Annotated in this window: 13 protein-coding genes and 1 pseudogene; 5 read left to right on the forward strand and 9 right to left on the reverse strand. The window is 48.3% G+C overall.

Features of this window, described 5'->3' with window-relative positions:
• Window positions 1-109: 109 nt before the first annotated feature.
• The 5 genes and pseudogenes from HMY34_RS08700 to HMY34_RS20550 form a co-directional block, all read left to right on the forward strand.
• On the forward strand, window positions 110-1,618 hold the full coding sequence (locus HMY34_RS08700) for a YifB family Mg chelatase-like AAA ATPase (RefSeq protein ID WP_202718850.1): 1,509 nt from the start codon (window positions 110-112) through the stop codon (window positions 1,616-1,618).
• A gap of 71 nt (window positions 1,619-1,689) precedes the next feature.
• Complete coding sequence (locus HMY34_RS08705) at window positions 1,690-2,847, forward strand: YbfB/YjiJ family MFS transporter (protein WP_202718851.1); 1,158 nt, start codon at window positions 1,690-1,692, stop codon at window positions 2,845-2,847.
• A complete protein-coding gene (locus HMY34_RS08710; RefSeq protein ID WP_202718852.1) occupies window positions 2,844-3,734 on the forward strand; it encodes an ABC transporter ATP-binding protein in 891 nt (296 codons plus the stop codon). Before HMY34_RS08705 ends, HMY34_RS08710 begins: the two co-directional genes overlap by 4 nt.
• Window positions 3,731-4,741 carry an ABC transporter permease gene (locus HMY34_RS08715; protein ID WP_202718853.1) on the forward strand — a complete coding sequence of 337 codons (1,011 nt, stop codon included), beginning with the start codon at window positions 3,731-3,733 and terminating at the stop codon, window positions 4,739-4,741. Before HMY34_RS08710 ends, HMY34_RS08715 begins: the two co-directional genes overlap by 4 nt.
• Window positions 4,707-4,796: pseudogene (locus HMY34_RS20550) on the forward strand (hypothetical protein); the annotation flags it as partial. The gene HMY34_RS08715 and the pseudogene HMY34_RS20550, both read left to right, overlap by 35 nt.
• Here HMY34_RS20550 and HMY34_RS20160 read toward each other — a convergent pair.
• From HMY34_RS20160 to HMY34_RS08760, 9 genes are all read right to left on the reverse strand, one after another.
• Window positions 4,771-5,217 carry a hypothetical protein gene (locus HMY34_RS20160; protein WP_228288021.1) on the reverse strand — a complete coding sequence of 149 codons (447 nt, stop codon included), beginning with the start codon at window positions 5,215-5,217 and terminating at the stop codon, window positions 4,771-4,773. The pseudogene HMY34_RS20550 and the gene HMY34_RS20160 sit on opposite strands and share 26 nt — an antisense overlap.
• 130 nt (window positions 5,218-5,347) lie before the next feature.
• Window positions 5,348-6,472 carry an aspartate-semialdehyde dehydrogenase gene (asd, locus tag HMY34_RS08725; RefSeq protein ID WP_202718855.1) on the reverse strand — a complete coding sequence of 375 codons (1,125 nt, stop codon included), beginning with the start codon at window positions 6,470-6,472 and terminating at the stop codon, window positions 5,348-5,350.
• A gap of 122 nt (window positions 6,473-6,594) precedes the next feature.
• On the reverse strand, window positions 6,595-7,491 hold the full coding sequence (locus HMY34_RS08730) for a nucleotidyl transferase AbiEii/AbiGii toxin family protein (RefSeq protein WP_202718856.1): 897 nt from the start codon (window positions 7,489-7,491) through the stop codon (window positions 6,595-6,597).
• Complete coding sequence (gene abiEi, locus HMY34_RS08735) at window positions 7,478-8,026, reverse strand: type IV toxin-antitoxin system AbiEi family antitoxin (RefSeq protein ID WP_202718857.1); 549 nt, start codon at window positions 8,024-8,026, stop codon at window positions 7,478-7,480. Before abiEi ends, HMY34_RS08730 begins: the two co-directional genes overlap by 14 nt.
• Before the next feature lie 49 nt (window positions 8,027-8,075).
• Entirely contained in the window at window positions 8,076-10,154 is a 2,079-nt protein-coding gene (locus tag HMY34_RS08740) for a DNA phosphorothioation-associated putative methyltransferase (protein WP_202718858.1), read from the reverse strand.
• Window positions 10,155-10,165: 11 nt separating this feature from the next.
• On the reverse strand, window positions 10,166-10,657 hold the full coding sequence (locus tag HMY34_RS08745) for a hypothetical protein (protein WP_202718859.1): 492 nt from the start codon (window positions 10,655-10,657) through the stop codon (window positions 10,166-10,168).
• Window positions 10,658-10,663: 6 nt separating this feature from the next.
• The gene (locus HMY34_RS08750) at window positions 10,664-11,281 is read right to left on the reverse strand and encodes a hypothetical protein (RefSeq protein WP_202718860.1); all 618 of its coding nucleotides are present in this window, start codon (window positions 11,279-11,281) and stop codon (window positions 10,664-10,666) included.
• A gap of 54 nt (window positions 11,282-11,335) precedes the next feature.
• A complete protein-coding gene (locus HMY34_RS08755; RefSeq protein WP_202718861.1) occupies window positions 11,336-13,138 on the reverse strand; it encodes an ATP-binding protein in 1,803 nt (600 codons plus the stop codon).
• Window positions 13,139-13,140: 2 nt separating this feature from the next.
• Window positions 13,141-14,754 carry a DEAD/DEAH box helicase gene (locus HMY34_RS08760; RefSeq protein ID WP_202718862.1) on the reverse strand — a complete coding sequence of 538 codons (1,614 nt, stop codon included), beginning with the start codon at window positions 14,752-14,754 and terminating at the stop codon, window positions 13,141-13,143.
• Window positions 14,755-14,762 lie beyond the last annotated feature (8 nt).

Raw genomic sequence — 14,762 nt, forward strand, 5'->3', positions numbered from 1 at the left:
ACTTGTATGCCAGTTCTGGCATTTACCTTTTGTCGACTTTTTTTGAGCAAATCGCGTAAAAAACGCAATATAAGTGCCATTTCCGCACCAATAGTCAGCAATAATCATTATGAGCTTAGCCATCGTTTACAGCCGCACCAATAACGGGCTGGATGCCCCGTTAGTGAGCGTCGAAGTGCACCTCGCCAATGGTCTGCCCGGTGTTTCCATCGTCGGCTTGCCCGAAACTGCCGTGAAAGAAAGCCGGGATCGTGTCAAAGCCGCCATGACCAATTCCGATTTCAACTTTCCACTGCGGCGCGTCACCATTAATCTGGCTCCGGCGGATATTCCCAAAGATGGCGGGCGTTTCGATTTACCGATTGCGATTGGCATGTTAGCGGCGAGTGAGCAATTGCCCCACGAGGTATTGCAGGGCTACGAATTCATCGGTGAATTATCCTTAGGCGGGCAATTGCGTCCGGTACGCGGCGTCTTGCCCACCGCGTTTGCCGCCCTGCAAGCCGGACGTGCGTTGATCGTGCCGCAAGACAATGCTGCCGAAGCCAGCTTGATCAAAGGCTTGAAGGTTTTTGCCGCCAATACCCTCAGCGAAGTGGTGGAACACCTGCACGGCAGTGAACCGCTGGTGCGTTGGGAACAACACATTGAAACCACCGAGACTACTTACCCCTTCGATCTTAGCGATGTGAAGGGGCAGTTCATGGCACGTCGGGCGTTGGAAATTGCCGCTGCGGGCGGTCACAATTTGCTGATGGTCGGACCACCAGGGACGGGCAAAACCATGCTCGCCAATCGCCTTGCCACGATTTTGCCGCCATTATCCGAAGACGAAGCGCTGGAATCCGCTGCGATTGCCTCGATCAGCCATCACGGGTTTGAAGCCAGCCGCTGGGGGCAACGCCAAGTGCGCGAACCGCATCACACCTCGTCCGGCGTAGCCTTGGTCGGCGGTGGTTCGCAAGTCAAACCGGGGGAAATTTCCCTCGCGCATCACGGTATTTTGTTTCTCGACGAACTCACTGAATTCGACCGCACCGTACTCGACGTGCTGCGCGAACCGTTGGAAACCGGCAAGATCACGCTTTCCCGCGCCGCCCGCCAAGCCACTTACCCTGCCAAATTCCAGCTCGTCGCCGCCATGAATCCATGTCCGCAAGGGCGTGCCTGCGATTTGCGTGACAATTGCGAATGCAGCCCGGAACGTCAACGCAAACACCGCAGCCGCATTTCCGCGCCGTTTTTAGATCGCATCGACCTGCAAATCGAAGTACCACGGGTCAAGCAAGAGGATTTGCAATCCTTCAAACACGGCGAAACCAGTGCTACCGTGCGCGAACGGGTCGAAGCGGCGCGTTCCCGCCAACACGCCCGCCAAGGCAAAATCAACAATGCCTTGACTGGACGCGATGTCGACCACTATTGCGTATTGGCGGAAAAAGACCAGAAATTGCTGAATGCGGCAATGGAACGTTTCAAGCTTTCCGCTCGCGCCTATCACCGCATCCTCAAAGTGGCGCGTACCATTGCCGATCTTGCCGAAAGTGCTGAGATTCGCACCGCGCATTTGACCGAAGCCCTGAGTTACCGGGCGTTGGATCGCCTCGCGGCGCTGTGAAATAGTAGCGCACTGCAACAATATTTTGTGCCATTATCCGCGCTGGCCAATCACAATGATCAGGTGCGGGTATGCTGCGTTCGACAGACACAAGAAAAGTATTGCTGGCAGGCATTTGCAGCCTGATCCTCACCGTGGGATTAGCGCGGTTTGCCTACACGCCGTTGCTTCCCGTGATGCGGGCAGAAACCTGGCTCACCGAAGTTGCAGGCGGTTGGCTTGCCACCTTCAATTACATGGGTTACATGAGTGGCGCATTACTCGCCGCCTCCATTAGCAGCTTGCACACCAAATACCGACTCTACCGCGCAGGCTTAGTCATTGGCGTGTTGAGCATTGCAGGCATGGCACTAACGCAAGACATGGTGCTGTGGTCGATTTTTCGTTATACCGCAGGTTTAAGCAGTGCCGCTGGAATGCTGATCGGGTCAGGCTTAATGCTAAGCTGGCTAATACGCAATGGGCATCGCCCCGAACTCGGCATCCATTTCGGCGGCTTGGGCGGTGGCATTTTAGTGTCGGGGTTAGTGGCGGTTGCCATGAGTGCCTTGGCGCTGGATTGGGCGCAGCAATGGTGGACGCTTAGTCTGCTGGCGGCGCTGCTGTTTATTCCCGCTTGGTTATGGTTGCCCGAACCGCTCCCGACAACGGCGCAAGCCACCCACACCCAAACGCCGCCGTCACGCCGCTGGTTACTGCTGATGGTGGCGATGTATTTTTGCGCGGGTGTAGGCTTTGTGGTCAGTGCCACCTTCACCGTGGCGATGGTGGAAAAAATTCCGGCATTAGCAGGCTGGGGAAACTGGACGTGGGTATTGGTGGGGCTTGCCGCCACGCCTGCCTGTTTTGTGTGGGATCGGGTGGCACGGCGAGTCGGTGACATTCGCGCCTTGCAATTGGCCTTTGCGGGGCAAATTGTGTCGATTTTATTGCCAGCCTTATCCCAGCATCCTTTATTGGCGGTATTGAGCGCCGCGCTGTATGGTGCAACTTTTATCGGTATTGTCAGCCTGACCTTGACGGTTATCGGGCGTTATTACCCCGCCAACCCTGCCAAAGCGATGGCACGGCTGACCTTGAGTTACGGCGTGGCACAAATCGTCGCCCCCGCGATTACCGGCTACATTGCCGACGCAACCGGCAGTTACCAAGGCGGTTTGTTAATGGCAGCCGCCTTTATGGTGGTCGGCATGGGCTTGTTGTGGAAAATGGAGTTATCAAGCAAATGACGCAAGCGATTCTGGAAGTGCGCGATCTGCACAAACACTACCCCGGCGTGAATGCCGTGAATGGCATCGACTTTGAGGTGCGCCCCGGCATTTGCTTTGGCTTGCTAGGGCCAAACGGCGCGGGTAAAACCACCACCATCGAAATGTTGGAAGGCATTACCAAACCCACAGCGGGCGAAATTCGCTACAAAGGCGAGATACAAGGCGCACGTTTTCGCCAAGAAGCGGGGATTCAATTTCAATCCACCGCCTTGCAAGATTTCCTCACGGTGCGTGAGAATCTCAAGTTTTTTAGCAGCTTATACCCGCACAGTTTACCGCTGGACGAATTGGTAGCGATTTGTCGCTTGGAAGAGTACCTCGACCGTGATGCCAGCAAACTCTCCGGCGGGCAACGCCAACGCATGTTACTGGCATTAGCGCTGGTGAATGACCCCGATGTGGTGTTCCTCGACGAACCCACCACCGGACTCGACCCGCAAGCTCGCCTCAACTTCTGGGAACTGGTCAACACTATCAAAGCCCGCCACAAAACGGTGTTGCTGACCACGCATTACATGGAAGAGGCGTACAACCTGTGTGATGAAATCGTGATCATGGATCACGGCAAAATCATCGCCCACGGTTCGCCCGATACCTTGCTGGCAACGCATTTCCAAGACGTGATTATCGAATTGCCCGAACGCGATTTCCCAGAAGCGGCGCAAATCATTCCGCACCGTTATTTGGATAAAGTGACCGGCACGGTGGAAATTATCACCCAAGACGTGAACGCCACCTTGGGATTGCTGATCCAACACGGCGCATCCTTGGCGGGTTTGCAAGTACGCCCCCGCACCTTGGAAGACCTGTTTTTGGCGCTTACCGGCAAGGAGTTACGCGCATGATCAAGCGTATTTGGGCAACGTTTTACGCCCGCTCTCTGGAATTTTTGCGGGATCGTTCCACCCTTGGCTGGAATTTCATTTTGCCAATCGCGCTGGTGTTTGGCTTGGCATTTGTGTTTTCGGGGGATGGACAGCCGCTGTTCAAAGTCGCGGTGGTCGCCCAGAGTGCCGAACATCCGTTTCTGCACACCGAACACGTTGAGTTTTATGAGGTGACACCGGATGCAGTGGAGGCGACGGTGCGCAAAGTCGGGCGGCATCAGGTCGATATGCTGCTGGATTTACGTGCCGAATCTGCCCGGTATTGGATCAATAGCGATTCGCAGAACGGTTACTTTCTGGAAAAGCTGTTGCAACACAGCGGCGGTACAGCCTTACAACCACAGAGTGTGCAGGGCGCAGAAATCCGCTACGTCGATTGGGTGGTTCCCGGCATTTTGGGGATGAACTTAATGTTCAGTTGCTTGTTTGGCGTGGGCTTTGTGATTGTGCGCTACCGCAAAAGCGGTTATTTGAAACGCCTGAATGCCACGCCCTTGAGAGCTACCGAATTCCTATTGGCGCAAATTGCTTCACGTTTGGCGCTGGTCGTCTTCGTGACCACGATTGTGTTTACTGGCACTAACTTGTTCATGCATTTCACGATGGAAGGCAGTTATTGGAATCTGTTGTTGGTGCTGGTATTGGGCGCGTTTACCCTGATTGCACTGAGCTTGGTGGTTGCGGCACGAGTGAGCAGCGAGGAATTGGCGGGGGGTTTACTCAATCTGCTGACTTGGCCAATGATGGTGTTGTCGGGGGTATGGTTTTCGATGGAAGGCACTAACCCAGTCATGCAATGGGTGAGTCAATTGTCACCGTTGACCCACATCCTCAGTGCGGCGCGGGCGATTATGCTGGATGGGGCGGGCTTGGCGGATATTGGTGTGCAATTGCTGGTATTGGTGGCAATGGCAGCGGTGTTTTTGGTGATTGGCACCTTGTCATTTAAATGGACAACCGAGTGAGGGGCAAGCCCCCTCACCGACACCGATCATTAAGCCGCTTGCGCCTTCATCGGCAAATGCCCGTTATTCAATAACGTCGGGTATAAATGCACGATTTCGTCGTCAATGCGGCGAATCACCAACGCAAAAATCTCGCGGGTATCGCGGATAAACGCTTCATGATCACGAATGCGCAGTTCTTTGCCTTTGCACCAGCGTTTCAAATATTGCCCAAAGACTCGCTTGATTTCGCCCGAACCGGAGAGGAATTTGCGCCCGGTATTGCGAGCATCGTTGTCATCATCCATCAACAACAACTGGTATAACTCGCGCTCTTCGGTTTCCAGATGCTCTTTTACCAGTTCGACATAACGGAAAAACAACTCACAGGATACTTCGGTATCACACATGGAACGTTCGTTAATCAGGTAACTTAACACATTGGACAATTCAGTAATTTTGTGGTTTTGCTCATTGAGCTCCATGTATGAAATCATGGGGGCGGCCTCCTGTAGTGGTATTTTGCTTGGTGCTTAATCTCCTGTAAATCATAGGTGATTAAGCCTAGACAAATCATGACATTACTCATGAGAACTCACAGGAGGTGCTTAGGGTTTCCACTAGTGACTACGCATTATTGAGGTGTTGCAGCGCAATTTTTAACATGCGGCGCACGGGTTCAGCCGCACCCCACAGCAATTGGTCGCCGACGGTGAACGCGGTGAGGTATTCCGGCCCCAAGTTCATTTTGCGAATACGCCCAACCGGAACCGTCAGCGTGCCAGACGCTTGTACCGGTGTCAGGCCGTGCAAAGTGGATTCCTTGTCATTCGGGATGATTTTTACCCACTCGTTATGGCTGGCGATAATGCTTTCGATTTCCGCCAGCGGCAAATCTTGCGTAAGCTTGATGGTGAAACCTTGCGAATGGCAACGCATTGCGCCGATACGCACGCACTGCCCGTCGACGGGGATGAGGTTCGCTGCCGTTTTGCCGAGGATTTTGTTGGTTTCGGCAATGCCTTTCCATTCTTCCTTGGTTTGCCCGTTTTCCCACAGCTTGTCGATCCACGGAATCAGGCTACCTGCCAAGGGCGCACCAAAATTGGCGGTGGAAAGCGTGCTGTCATTCAATTTCGCGGTGACTTTGGTGTCGATGTCGAGAATCGCGGAAGCAGGGTCTGCCAGCAAATCACCGACTTCGCCATTCAATTCGCCCATTTGCGTGAGCAATTCGCGCATGTTTTTCGCGCCCGCACCGGAAGCCGCTTGGTAAGTCATGGAGGTGATCCATTCGACCAGCCCTTTTTCAAACAAGCCGCCCAAGGCCATCAGCATCAGGGAAACAGTGCAGTTGCCGCCGATGTAATTTTTAATGCCGCTTTGCAAGCCCGCGTCGATGACATTGCGGTTTACCGGGTCGAGTACGATGATGGCATCATCAGCCATGCGCAAGGTGGAAGCCGCGTCAATCCAATAGCCGTTCCAGCGAGCGCGAAGTGGGGCGTAGACCGCATTGGTGTAATCACCGCCTTGGCAGGAGAGGATAATGTCCATTTCCGCCAGCTTGTCGATATTCATTGCGTCTTCCAGCGGTTTCACGCCCATGCCTACGTCAGGGCCGGGTTTGCCGGACTGCGAAGTGGTGAAAAATACTGGCTCAAAGCCCTGAAAATCGTGTTCCGCCCGCATCCGTTCCATCAGTACCGAACCGACCATACCGCGCCAACCGACAAAACCAACCTTTAACATCACAAACTCCGTCAAACAAGGAATACGGGTCGCCCCATTGCTGCACCCGCGAATAGGGGGAAGAGTGTAGCACCGTCAGTGATAGAGCAAAACATCGAGGTATGCAGCGATGAGTTGTAATCTTACATCGTAAACTGCTGAGCTGTATCACCCGCCTCTAAAAATTGCATAACCCGCGCACATTCGCCCTGCACGGTGTCTGCCAGATAAGTCCAAAAGGCGGTATTTTCTACTGTGCGCACCACTACAGCAGTGGGGAGAAAACGGCGCATTTCCTGCACAAAATAGCGATGAATATCAGGGTCATCACGCAACTGCTGGGAACGTTGTGCCATCAATTGCGTAAACTGTTGGGTCGCATAGCGATGATCAATCACCTTCTTTGCTACCAAGCCTAATGGAGCATGAATATTTTGTTGTCGTAACCAAGTGATGTCCCACAAGTCACGGTTTTTGATGCGGTTGGGGCGTAACGCGAAAGCCACTAATTTGTCAGCAAGAATTTCTTCACGGCTTTCGGCTTGCAGGATCAGACCGGATGTTCCCATGTCCACCCCGTAATGGTTGCGTAATACCTGCGGGCGTTTGTCGTAACTGGGGATAGCGCAAATGTCGATATTAATACGCTGGGCAGGCAAATGCCGTTGTTTCGGCTGGGTAATCACCCGTAATTTCCACGTATCCACATTGCCCGATTCGCGGCTTGGCTCGCTGACTTCAACCGCAAGACCGTATTTTACCCGTAAACGTTCAACCAATACCGCGCCCAAGTGACTCAGGGTTTCACGCTGAAAATCAGCACCGCCGGTAAAATCCAAATCTTCGCTTAAACGGTTAGAACCGTAACACGCCCGCAAGCAAGTGCCACCGATGAAAGTCAATTGATTCAACAACCCCGCTTCCGCCATCTCCCGCAGAATGTCATGGTGCAGCAACTCTTTTTCCACCACGATGCGTAACGGGGCTAGATCACCTTGCTCTTGCATGGCTTGGGAAACAAGCTGGTCAAACAAGTTCATGGGCAACCTTCCAGTCAATTAAATCCGTATCGCGACAGGTGCGCTTCATATCGCGTAATGCTAATCCCACATTTGCCCGCCATAAATGGCAACGGGTGTCGTAAACCAGTTGGTTTGCCAAATCTGCCGCCTGCTTTTTGGTGTGGATGAATTCAATCTTGCCGAAGTTGCCACAATCCATAGTATGCGTGCGTCCCGATGACATCAGCGTAACCCAGTTCATGGGAAGCTGAGAAATAACACCCGCATCACTCAAGGCTGATTCCAGACTGATGTAATTAAATTCACCCGCCCGCAACCGCGCCGCTGCACGGTACAACAGCAAGCCATCGTTAGCGCAGGCTTCTGGGTAAAGGTATAAACCCCGGCAAATGCGTTTAAGCAAGCCAGTCTGTTCTGCACGGCTGAGTAATGCCTTGAATGCAGCAGGGGTTTGCTCCGGCATTGCGCCCCGTAAATCACTCAAGGTGAACAAACAATGTTCACTGTTAGCCAGTGCTTTGAGCGTATTTGCCAAGTGTTTAATCGGTTGCATCGCTATTTAGGTCTACATGAAGTTACGCTTAGTGTAGCTCAATGTAGACTTAACGAGGGCAATCAAGGGTTATTTCGCTGAATCTTTCCGCCGTCACCACTTTCGGCACGAGCCGCCCACTTTTCCCCGGTAACATCAGCACGATGGCGCGGCTGTTTGCATCGCTGTAGCTGACGTGTAGCGGTTTGTCGTTGCCGTAGAAATACAGGCGGTCAAACGGGGTGTTTTGCACGATCCATTGCGCGACTTCCAGCATGTTTTCGTCGGGGATGATGAAATCACAGGCTGCACCTTTGCGTTCGCAGATCAGGTTGCCACGGGTATTCACTTCATGGGCGGCGTGTTGGTCGCGTTTGGGGTCGATGCTGCCCTTGATGTGTTTGGCGAGTTCGGGGGAGCAGAAACCGTAGGTGAGTTCGATACCGCCAAAGTAATCCATTACCGGGTCGATAATGTGCAGGGCAAGCGCGGCGAGTGCGTTATAGGTGTCAGGCTGTTTGGGCAGGTTGGGTAAGCCGGTGTTGGCTTGGGTTGCGCCGCATTTGATGAAATCGCGGAAGGTGTGGTATTGACCGCAGGGGTCATCCAACGCGGGGGTGTGTTGCGCGGGTTGCAGTTCAAAGCCCACGACTGCCAAGCGTAAACGCTGCAAGGTGGCATCGAATTGTTCGGGGGGCATTCCGTAACCGTCTAAGGCAAATTCAGGGTGGGTTGCCAGCACCTGGTCAAAGGCGAGTTGTTCGGCGTAGTGCGGGAAATCGGGGGTGAGGAAACGCGCTTTCCGGTACAGGTAAGGCGGGGTGTAGGTATCGCCGTATTTGTAATACTCGAAACGCTGGTTGACCAGGCTGATTTTGATGCGTTCCAGCAAGCGCGGCAGGGGCGATTCTTCAAAGTCATCGTATTTCATTAACGATAATTTGCCGGATTCGGCATGTATTTTCAGCAAATCGGCAGAAGTCACGTCACCGAAAACGAAGGTGGCGCAACCGATGTAGACCCGTAAAATCGGCGGCAATGCCACGACTTGCGCGGTGTGGAAGGTGAACGCGCCTTCTTCATCGAGATAGCCATAGCCTTGCGCGGCGGCGTGTTGGCACATTTGGCGCAGCAACGCGGGGTTGCCCGCTGAGAATAACAGGCGTTCGCCGTCGGTTTGGGCGTGTTGATAGTTTTGGAAGAAAGCTTTGACATCGCGCTTGAGGCTTTCCGGTAAATGGCGGTAGATGCGTTGTTGGTCGAAACGGCGCATCGCAAAGTACACCGTGAGATCATCGCGGCGGCTGTCGAAGGCGAGTTTTAGCAGTTCATCACCCTGGAAGCGTTGCAGGAATTTCAGGGCGCGTTGTGTTGTGCCGAATAGGTCTTTGCTGGCGGTAAGGTCGGGGAATTCGTCGTCTTGGGGCGGTCTGCCCAGTTCTAGCCAGCGTAGCCAGAGTGCATCCAATAAGGCTGCGTGTTGTTCGTAGAAGGCGCGTTCTTTGTCGGCTTTGGTGAGGCGGGCGGCGCGTTCGGCTTTGGGGGCTTTCGGCACTTTGGGTAATTGGCTGATCAGGCGGTTGGCGGTAGCGCGGTTGCGGTAGCGGCGTTCCAGAAATGCTTGTTCTGCGTCTTTGTCTTTGAATACGAAAAACACGCCGGGGCCGACGGCTACTGGGTCTTCATCGAGTACGTGGCGCAGGTATTCGCGGAATTCTTCTTGGGAATAATAGCGTTGGAAGGTGTTGCGGCTGGTGAGTACGCCATCACGGAACAAACGCCCGCGTTCGGGGGATTGTTCGCCGAGCATGACCGCCGCGCACAGGAATTGGGTGCAAAGTTGGTATGCGCCTAACACAGCTTCCATGCGTTCGGTTTTGTCTTCGATCACGTTGATGACGAAGCCGAGGTTGACAATATCGGCGGTGTGTTTGGGGTTTTCGGGGCAGAAGTGCGGATCCCAGCCGTTGGCGGTGAGGTTGTTTTGGCGCAGGATGTCTACGTCGCTGCCTTTGCCGCAACCGTAGTCGAAGATGGTGTGTTTGCCTTCCAGAAAGTCATGCTTGGCGAGGAGTTGCATGGGTTTGGAGAGGGCGTAGCGGGTTAACGCGGTGCGGTGGCGTTCGACGTTGGAAGTCTTTTTTGTCACTTCCGGTGGTTCTATTTCACTTCCGTCGAGTTTAACCAGTTTGTGATCGACGACTTTGTAACCTGCATTGCGGAGGCGTTCTTCCCATTGTTTTTTATAGCCGATTTTGCGGGAGTCTTTGAAAAGTCCGGCATCTTCGAGTTGCTTGGTAAGCGCGGCGAATTTGGGAATGTCGGGGTGATCAGGGGGGAGAAGGAGTTCTTTGCGGTGGAGGATGGGGGGTTGTTACTACAACTATAGTCAGTCTTACGCGGATATGGGAAATCATTACCAGCTCGAATTGAGGTAAAAAGTTTTGGAAATGCTTCCTCACTTAAATTTTCATACTCTAAGAATGAAATATCTTTATCATAGCTATTAACACGAATTACATTGATTTTCAGCTTAACATCTTCGCTCAAATCATGGAAATATCGCTCAAATATATGTTTATGAAAGCTATTTAATTTATCTACGGAGACGATAGAAATATAAACATCATTTCCTATTATTTTCCCCATCATAGATAGTTACTCAACATCTTGTATTAATTCGCTCAAAAGAATATCTCTAGCATTTCTACCCCAATCTATTCTTGCCTCTTCTACTTTATTTTTTCTCATTCCTTCCGGCTGTTCGCTTTCATGTTTAGCCCAAGCTAAAATTATTAACTCAATAGTTTTACGTGCCATGAGATTACTTTCATGATTTTCACTTTCCATTAAAGAAAATAGCAATTTATTTAAATCGGAAAACAACGGATGGTTTTCATTGAGAGAAATTTCAATAGTTTTTCCTTTCGCATAAACATCAAAGAAAGCTGGACTTGTAGATGTCTTACTAGTAAAAATAAACTCGTCATTTCTCCCTATATATTTGGCTTTAATTGCACCACAGTTATTGCCAATAACTTCTACAAAAGAAGTTCCAATAATATTTTCATTCTGTTCTATTTCAGACTCGTCAACTGACTTTAATTGATAAAAAAATGAAGATTTGTTGTAAGTTACATAACGACGACCTTCACTAAATAATACACTATTTACAAGCTTCTTTGGTGCATTAATGTTTTTCTTTTCTAATTGAGAAATAATCTGACGAGCAGTATAGTTCTGCCCATCAGAAAGCACATCTAAAGCAGCTTCCAATATAATTTTCCTTACGTGCCACTCTTCTTTCAAGTACATCTGTCAATCTCTAAATCATTCATCAACAAGAAATTCTCTAGCCATGCGTCCCCAATCCCAACGTGCCTCTTGAGCCTTAGTTCTTCTTTGACCATCAGGTTGTTCATCTTCATAACGCGCCCATGCCATCAGTAGTAATTCTAGCCCCTCACGAGCTTTCATTAATCGAGTACGCAATACGGATTCATTAGCCTCATCAATGTCATCCTGTAATAATTCAATAAGATGATTGTATGCAGGATGATCAACATTCAATGACAATATGATTGCGCCACCACGAGATTGAACATCGAAAAAAGCAGGCGTACTTAAATTTGATTTAACAAAAGTATATTTTAAATTTTGTTTGACCGTTCTAGCTGCTAAGCTTTTAGCTACTTCTGTCGTTGCCCCTGCTTCTGTAAGTACATCAGCAATTTCTTTCTCACGCACATCAGGAGGTAGTGTTCTTTCTTGAGTGTCACTTTTTCCTTCATAGCCTTCGTTCTGACGTTTACGGGTTGCTTCAGTGCCTTTTTCTTCTGAATGAGGCGAGTCATGTCTCTTATTAGATTCGTTAGTCGTTGTTTGTGCTTTAATTAGCCGACGAATTGTACTAATATTTTTCCGTATATGCTGAGCTAACTCTATTAATGGCAATCTAGGATCTTCATTTTCATCTAAGTATTCTTTTGCTGAAGCAATTGTTTGGCCATCTTCAAGTAGAGACTCTAAATCAACTTTGGCTAATTCAGAAAAATTACGAGCTGATTGTTTGTTATTAGTTACACCAAACAAATCATCTAATGCTGGTGGAAAATTCACTTCTACTCCCCACCAACGATCACGGGGATCGGAGGGATCAGACCAAGATGTATCTAAATCAAGTTCACGATTTGCTCGCACAATAGATACGCCCAGATTTTTTGCAGCATGTTTGCCATAAGAGCGTGCACCGGGATTATGCCCTGTTCTTGCTGACTCCTTAGCGTAAGCAAACTTTACTGTAACAACATGAATACTATCATTGAAGTTGATTTCAAACTCTGTATTTTTAAAATCGCCATTTTCAAACATTGGTTCGTTATCAAATGGTTCTGGGCATGATGTTTTAGCAAATAAATATAAAGGATCATTTGGTAATGCGTTACGAGATGATACTTGACGAAGCATTGGCATCGCACTCATGTCAAATGATTTAAGCTTGATCACCACTGAGTCATCGACTAAAAAATAGCGATACATTCGTCCAATAATTAATTCTGAATTATCAATAATAGAGTTAGCAGTACGCCACATAATTTTGTCTATGTTCTTCCAAACAACAAGCGTTCCCGTCATTCCAAAATTAGAACCGACTTCTTTCCATATATCTGGTATTTCCTTAATAATAGGTGTTGGCACGGATTTTAATTGTGATTTCTCAATTTCATCTATATCAAGATAGCTATAGATTGCATTTTCAGAACCATTTCTCCAACTCCAAACTTCTACTCTTCGTGCTTGAGATATTGATGAATTTGGTAATCCCATACCAAATCGTCCAATACCACTGAAATCATTTAAACGTGTTCCATTACCAAATTGGAGAGCCATTTGTAACACATCAGAAGTCATTCCGTGACCGTTGTCTAACACTGCTATTTCGCTTATACGTGCTCTTGCACGCTGTTTTAACTGTTCTATTCGTTCACCACATAAAAGCTCAACGATTGTTGCTCCTGCTTGAATAGAGTTATCCATCAATTCAGCAATCGCATATGCCGCATTCTTGTATCCGTTGTCACGCATGGCATTGACAACAAGGTGTGTAGGAACTATGTCGTGAGTATTTTCCATATTTAAGCCCAAATATCTTCCCAATTATTAAATGCTTCGGCAACACTACCGAACCCCGGTAAACTATAGTCTATTACAGTTATGATTTCAGCCATTTCATTGCCACCCGCTTTTTCTCCTCTTATCGCTCTTCCTACCATTTGACTGTATAGAACAAGTGATTTAGTTGGTCTTGCAATTAGTGCGGCACTAATCTTAGGTGCATCAAATCCAGTGGTCAATACACCAAAATTGCAAATAATTTGTGTATCATCATTTTTTTCTTTGAACTTATTTATGATATTTTTTCTTAAGTTCGCATCTGTTTTTCCAGTAATTGAGTAAGCCCTATGCCCTCTTAACTGTAAAATTGCAGCTAAAAGATCAGAATGCTTCACTGTTGTTGAAAACACAATAATTCGCTGATGACTTTTTACCAAATTCTCAATTGAAGAAACAATTGCTAAATTTCGCTTTTCATCTTCAGCTAATCGATCTAAAATATTATCCGGCACATCAAAGTTTTCTTGAATTTTCCTTAGATCACTATCATTAAAATTAGTTCCGCCTTCATAAAAAAGAGGCTTATAAACTGCTTTTGCTAAGTATTTTTTTTCAACCAAATAATCAACAGGATTGATATATCCTTCGATTTCCAAGGTAACTTTCTGCTTTGAAAAGAAATTTGATAATTGTTCGTCTATATGTATATCTGCCCATGTTCTTCCTGGAGTTGCAGTCAAACCTAAGAGTGCAGGATTAGGATGCCGCATAATAACTAATGCATCTAGGATTAACTTATAAGTTTCCGCAATCGCTGAATGGGCTTCGTCAATAACAACTAATGATGTTCGACTAGATAAAGTAATGATAAAGTTTAAACTATTTTTTGTTGTACTATATACTTTAGATAACCCACCAATAAGAATCCCATCTTTTACATCATTAAGATTAAGAGACCGATCTCCCCAATATCTGAAAATACCTACTGAACGATTGCCTAAACAGCCCCATGCTTTTTCAAATTCTGAAGCTGCTTGTTCACATAGTTCTTCACTATGAGCTAACCAAATAACTAATGTAGGTTCATTTTTTCGCAAGTGATCGGCAATTATACTCATTGCTGTACGTGTTTTTCCTGATCCCGTAGGCATATGTAATACAACTCTTTTTGTATTACTTTTAAGTAAATCATTTACTTTTCGAGATGCGGAGCGCTGATGTGGAAATAAAGAGTATTGTCCCTCCTTCTGAGAAAATGAGGATTTTTCCTCTTCTATAAAAGTAGTAGGCAAAGATATTTCAAAGAAGTCAAATACAGCTTTTTCTCTCTCAGAACCTTTTCTGATATTCACATTTTTTAGTGAGAAATATAAATCATTTTGACTGTAATCTAAACTTAGCACCTGAGCTAGGAGCTTTGCCTGATTATTTGGAAGCAAGTCAAACAATATTTCTCTTGTATCTTTTGATGATAGTAAAGAGTATGGAGTTCGGTAGTTTATTATTAATTTTCGTAGGTGTTGCGGCGTTGCAAGCTTTGAATCAAGTAGAAGGATTAAACGCATCAAGTCAGCACCTAACAAATATTGTAGTGCTGAATCGTCGGCTCTTGATAAAAGGTTGTCAAAATTCAACTTGGTCT

The organism is Thiothrix subterranea, assembly GCF_016772315.1.
Taxonomy (GTDB): domain Bacteria; phylum Pseudomonadota; class Gammaproteobacteria; order Thiotrichales; family Thiotrichaceae; genus Thiothrix; species Thiothrix subterranea.

Coding starts and splice junctions, on each gene's coding strand:
- HMY34_RS08700 (WP_202718850.1), top strand. CDS start 110: ATGAGCTTAGCCATCGTTTACAGCCGCACCAATAACGGGCTGGATGCC.
- HMY34_RS08705 (WP_202718851.1), top strand. CDS start 1,690: ATGCTGCGTTCGACAGACACAAGAAAAGTATTGCTGGCAGGCATTTGC.
- HMY34_RS08710 (WP_202718852.1), top strand. CDS start 2,844: ATGACGCAAGCGATTCTGGAAGTGCGCGATCTGCACAAACACTACCCC.
- HMY34_RS08715 (WP_202718853.1), top strand. CDS start 3,731: ATGATCAAGCGTATTTGGGCAACGTTTTACGCCCGCTCTCTGGAATTT.
- HMY34_RS20160 (WP_228288021.1), bottom strand. CDS start 5,217: ATGATTTCATACATGGAGCTCAATGAGCAAAACCACAAAATTACTGAA.
- asd (WP_202718855.1), bottom strand. CDS start 6,472: ATGTTAAAGGTTGGTTTTGTCGGTTGGCGCGGTATGGTCGGTTCGGTA.
- HMY34_RS08730 (WP_202718856.1), bottom strand. CDS start 7,491: ATGAACTTGTTTGACCAGCTTGTTTCCCAAGCCATGCAAGAGCAAGGT.
- abiEi (WP_202718857.1), bottom strand. CDS start 8,026: ATGCAACCGATTAAACACTTGGCAAATACGCTCAAAGCACTGGCTAAC.
- HMY34_RS08745 (WP_202718859.1), bottom strand. CDS start 10,657: ATGATGGGGAAAATAATAGGAAATGATGTTTATATTTCTATCGTCTCC.
- HMY34_RS08755 (WP_202718861.1), bottom strand. CDS start 13,138: ATGGAAAATACTCACGACATAGTTCCTACACACCTTGTTGTCAATGCC.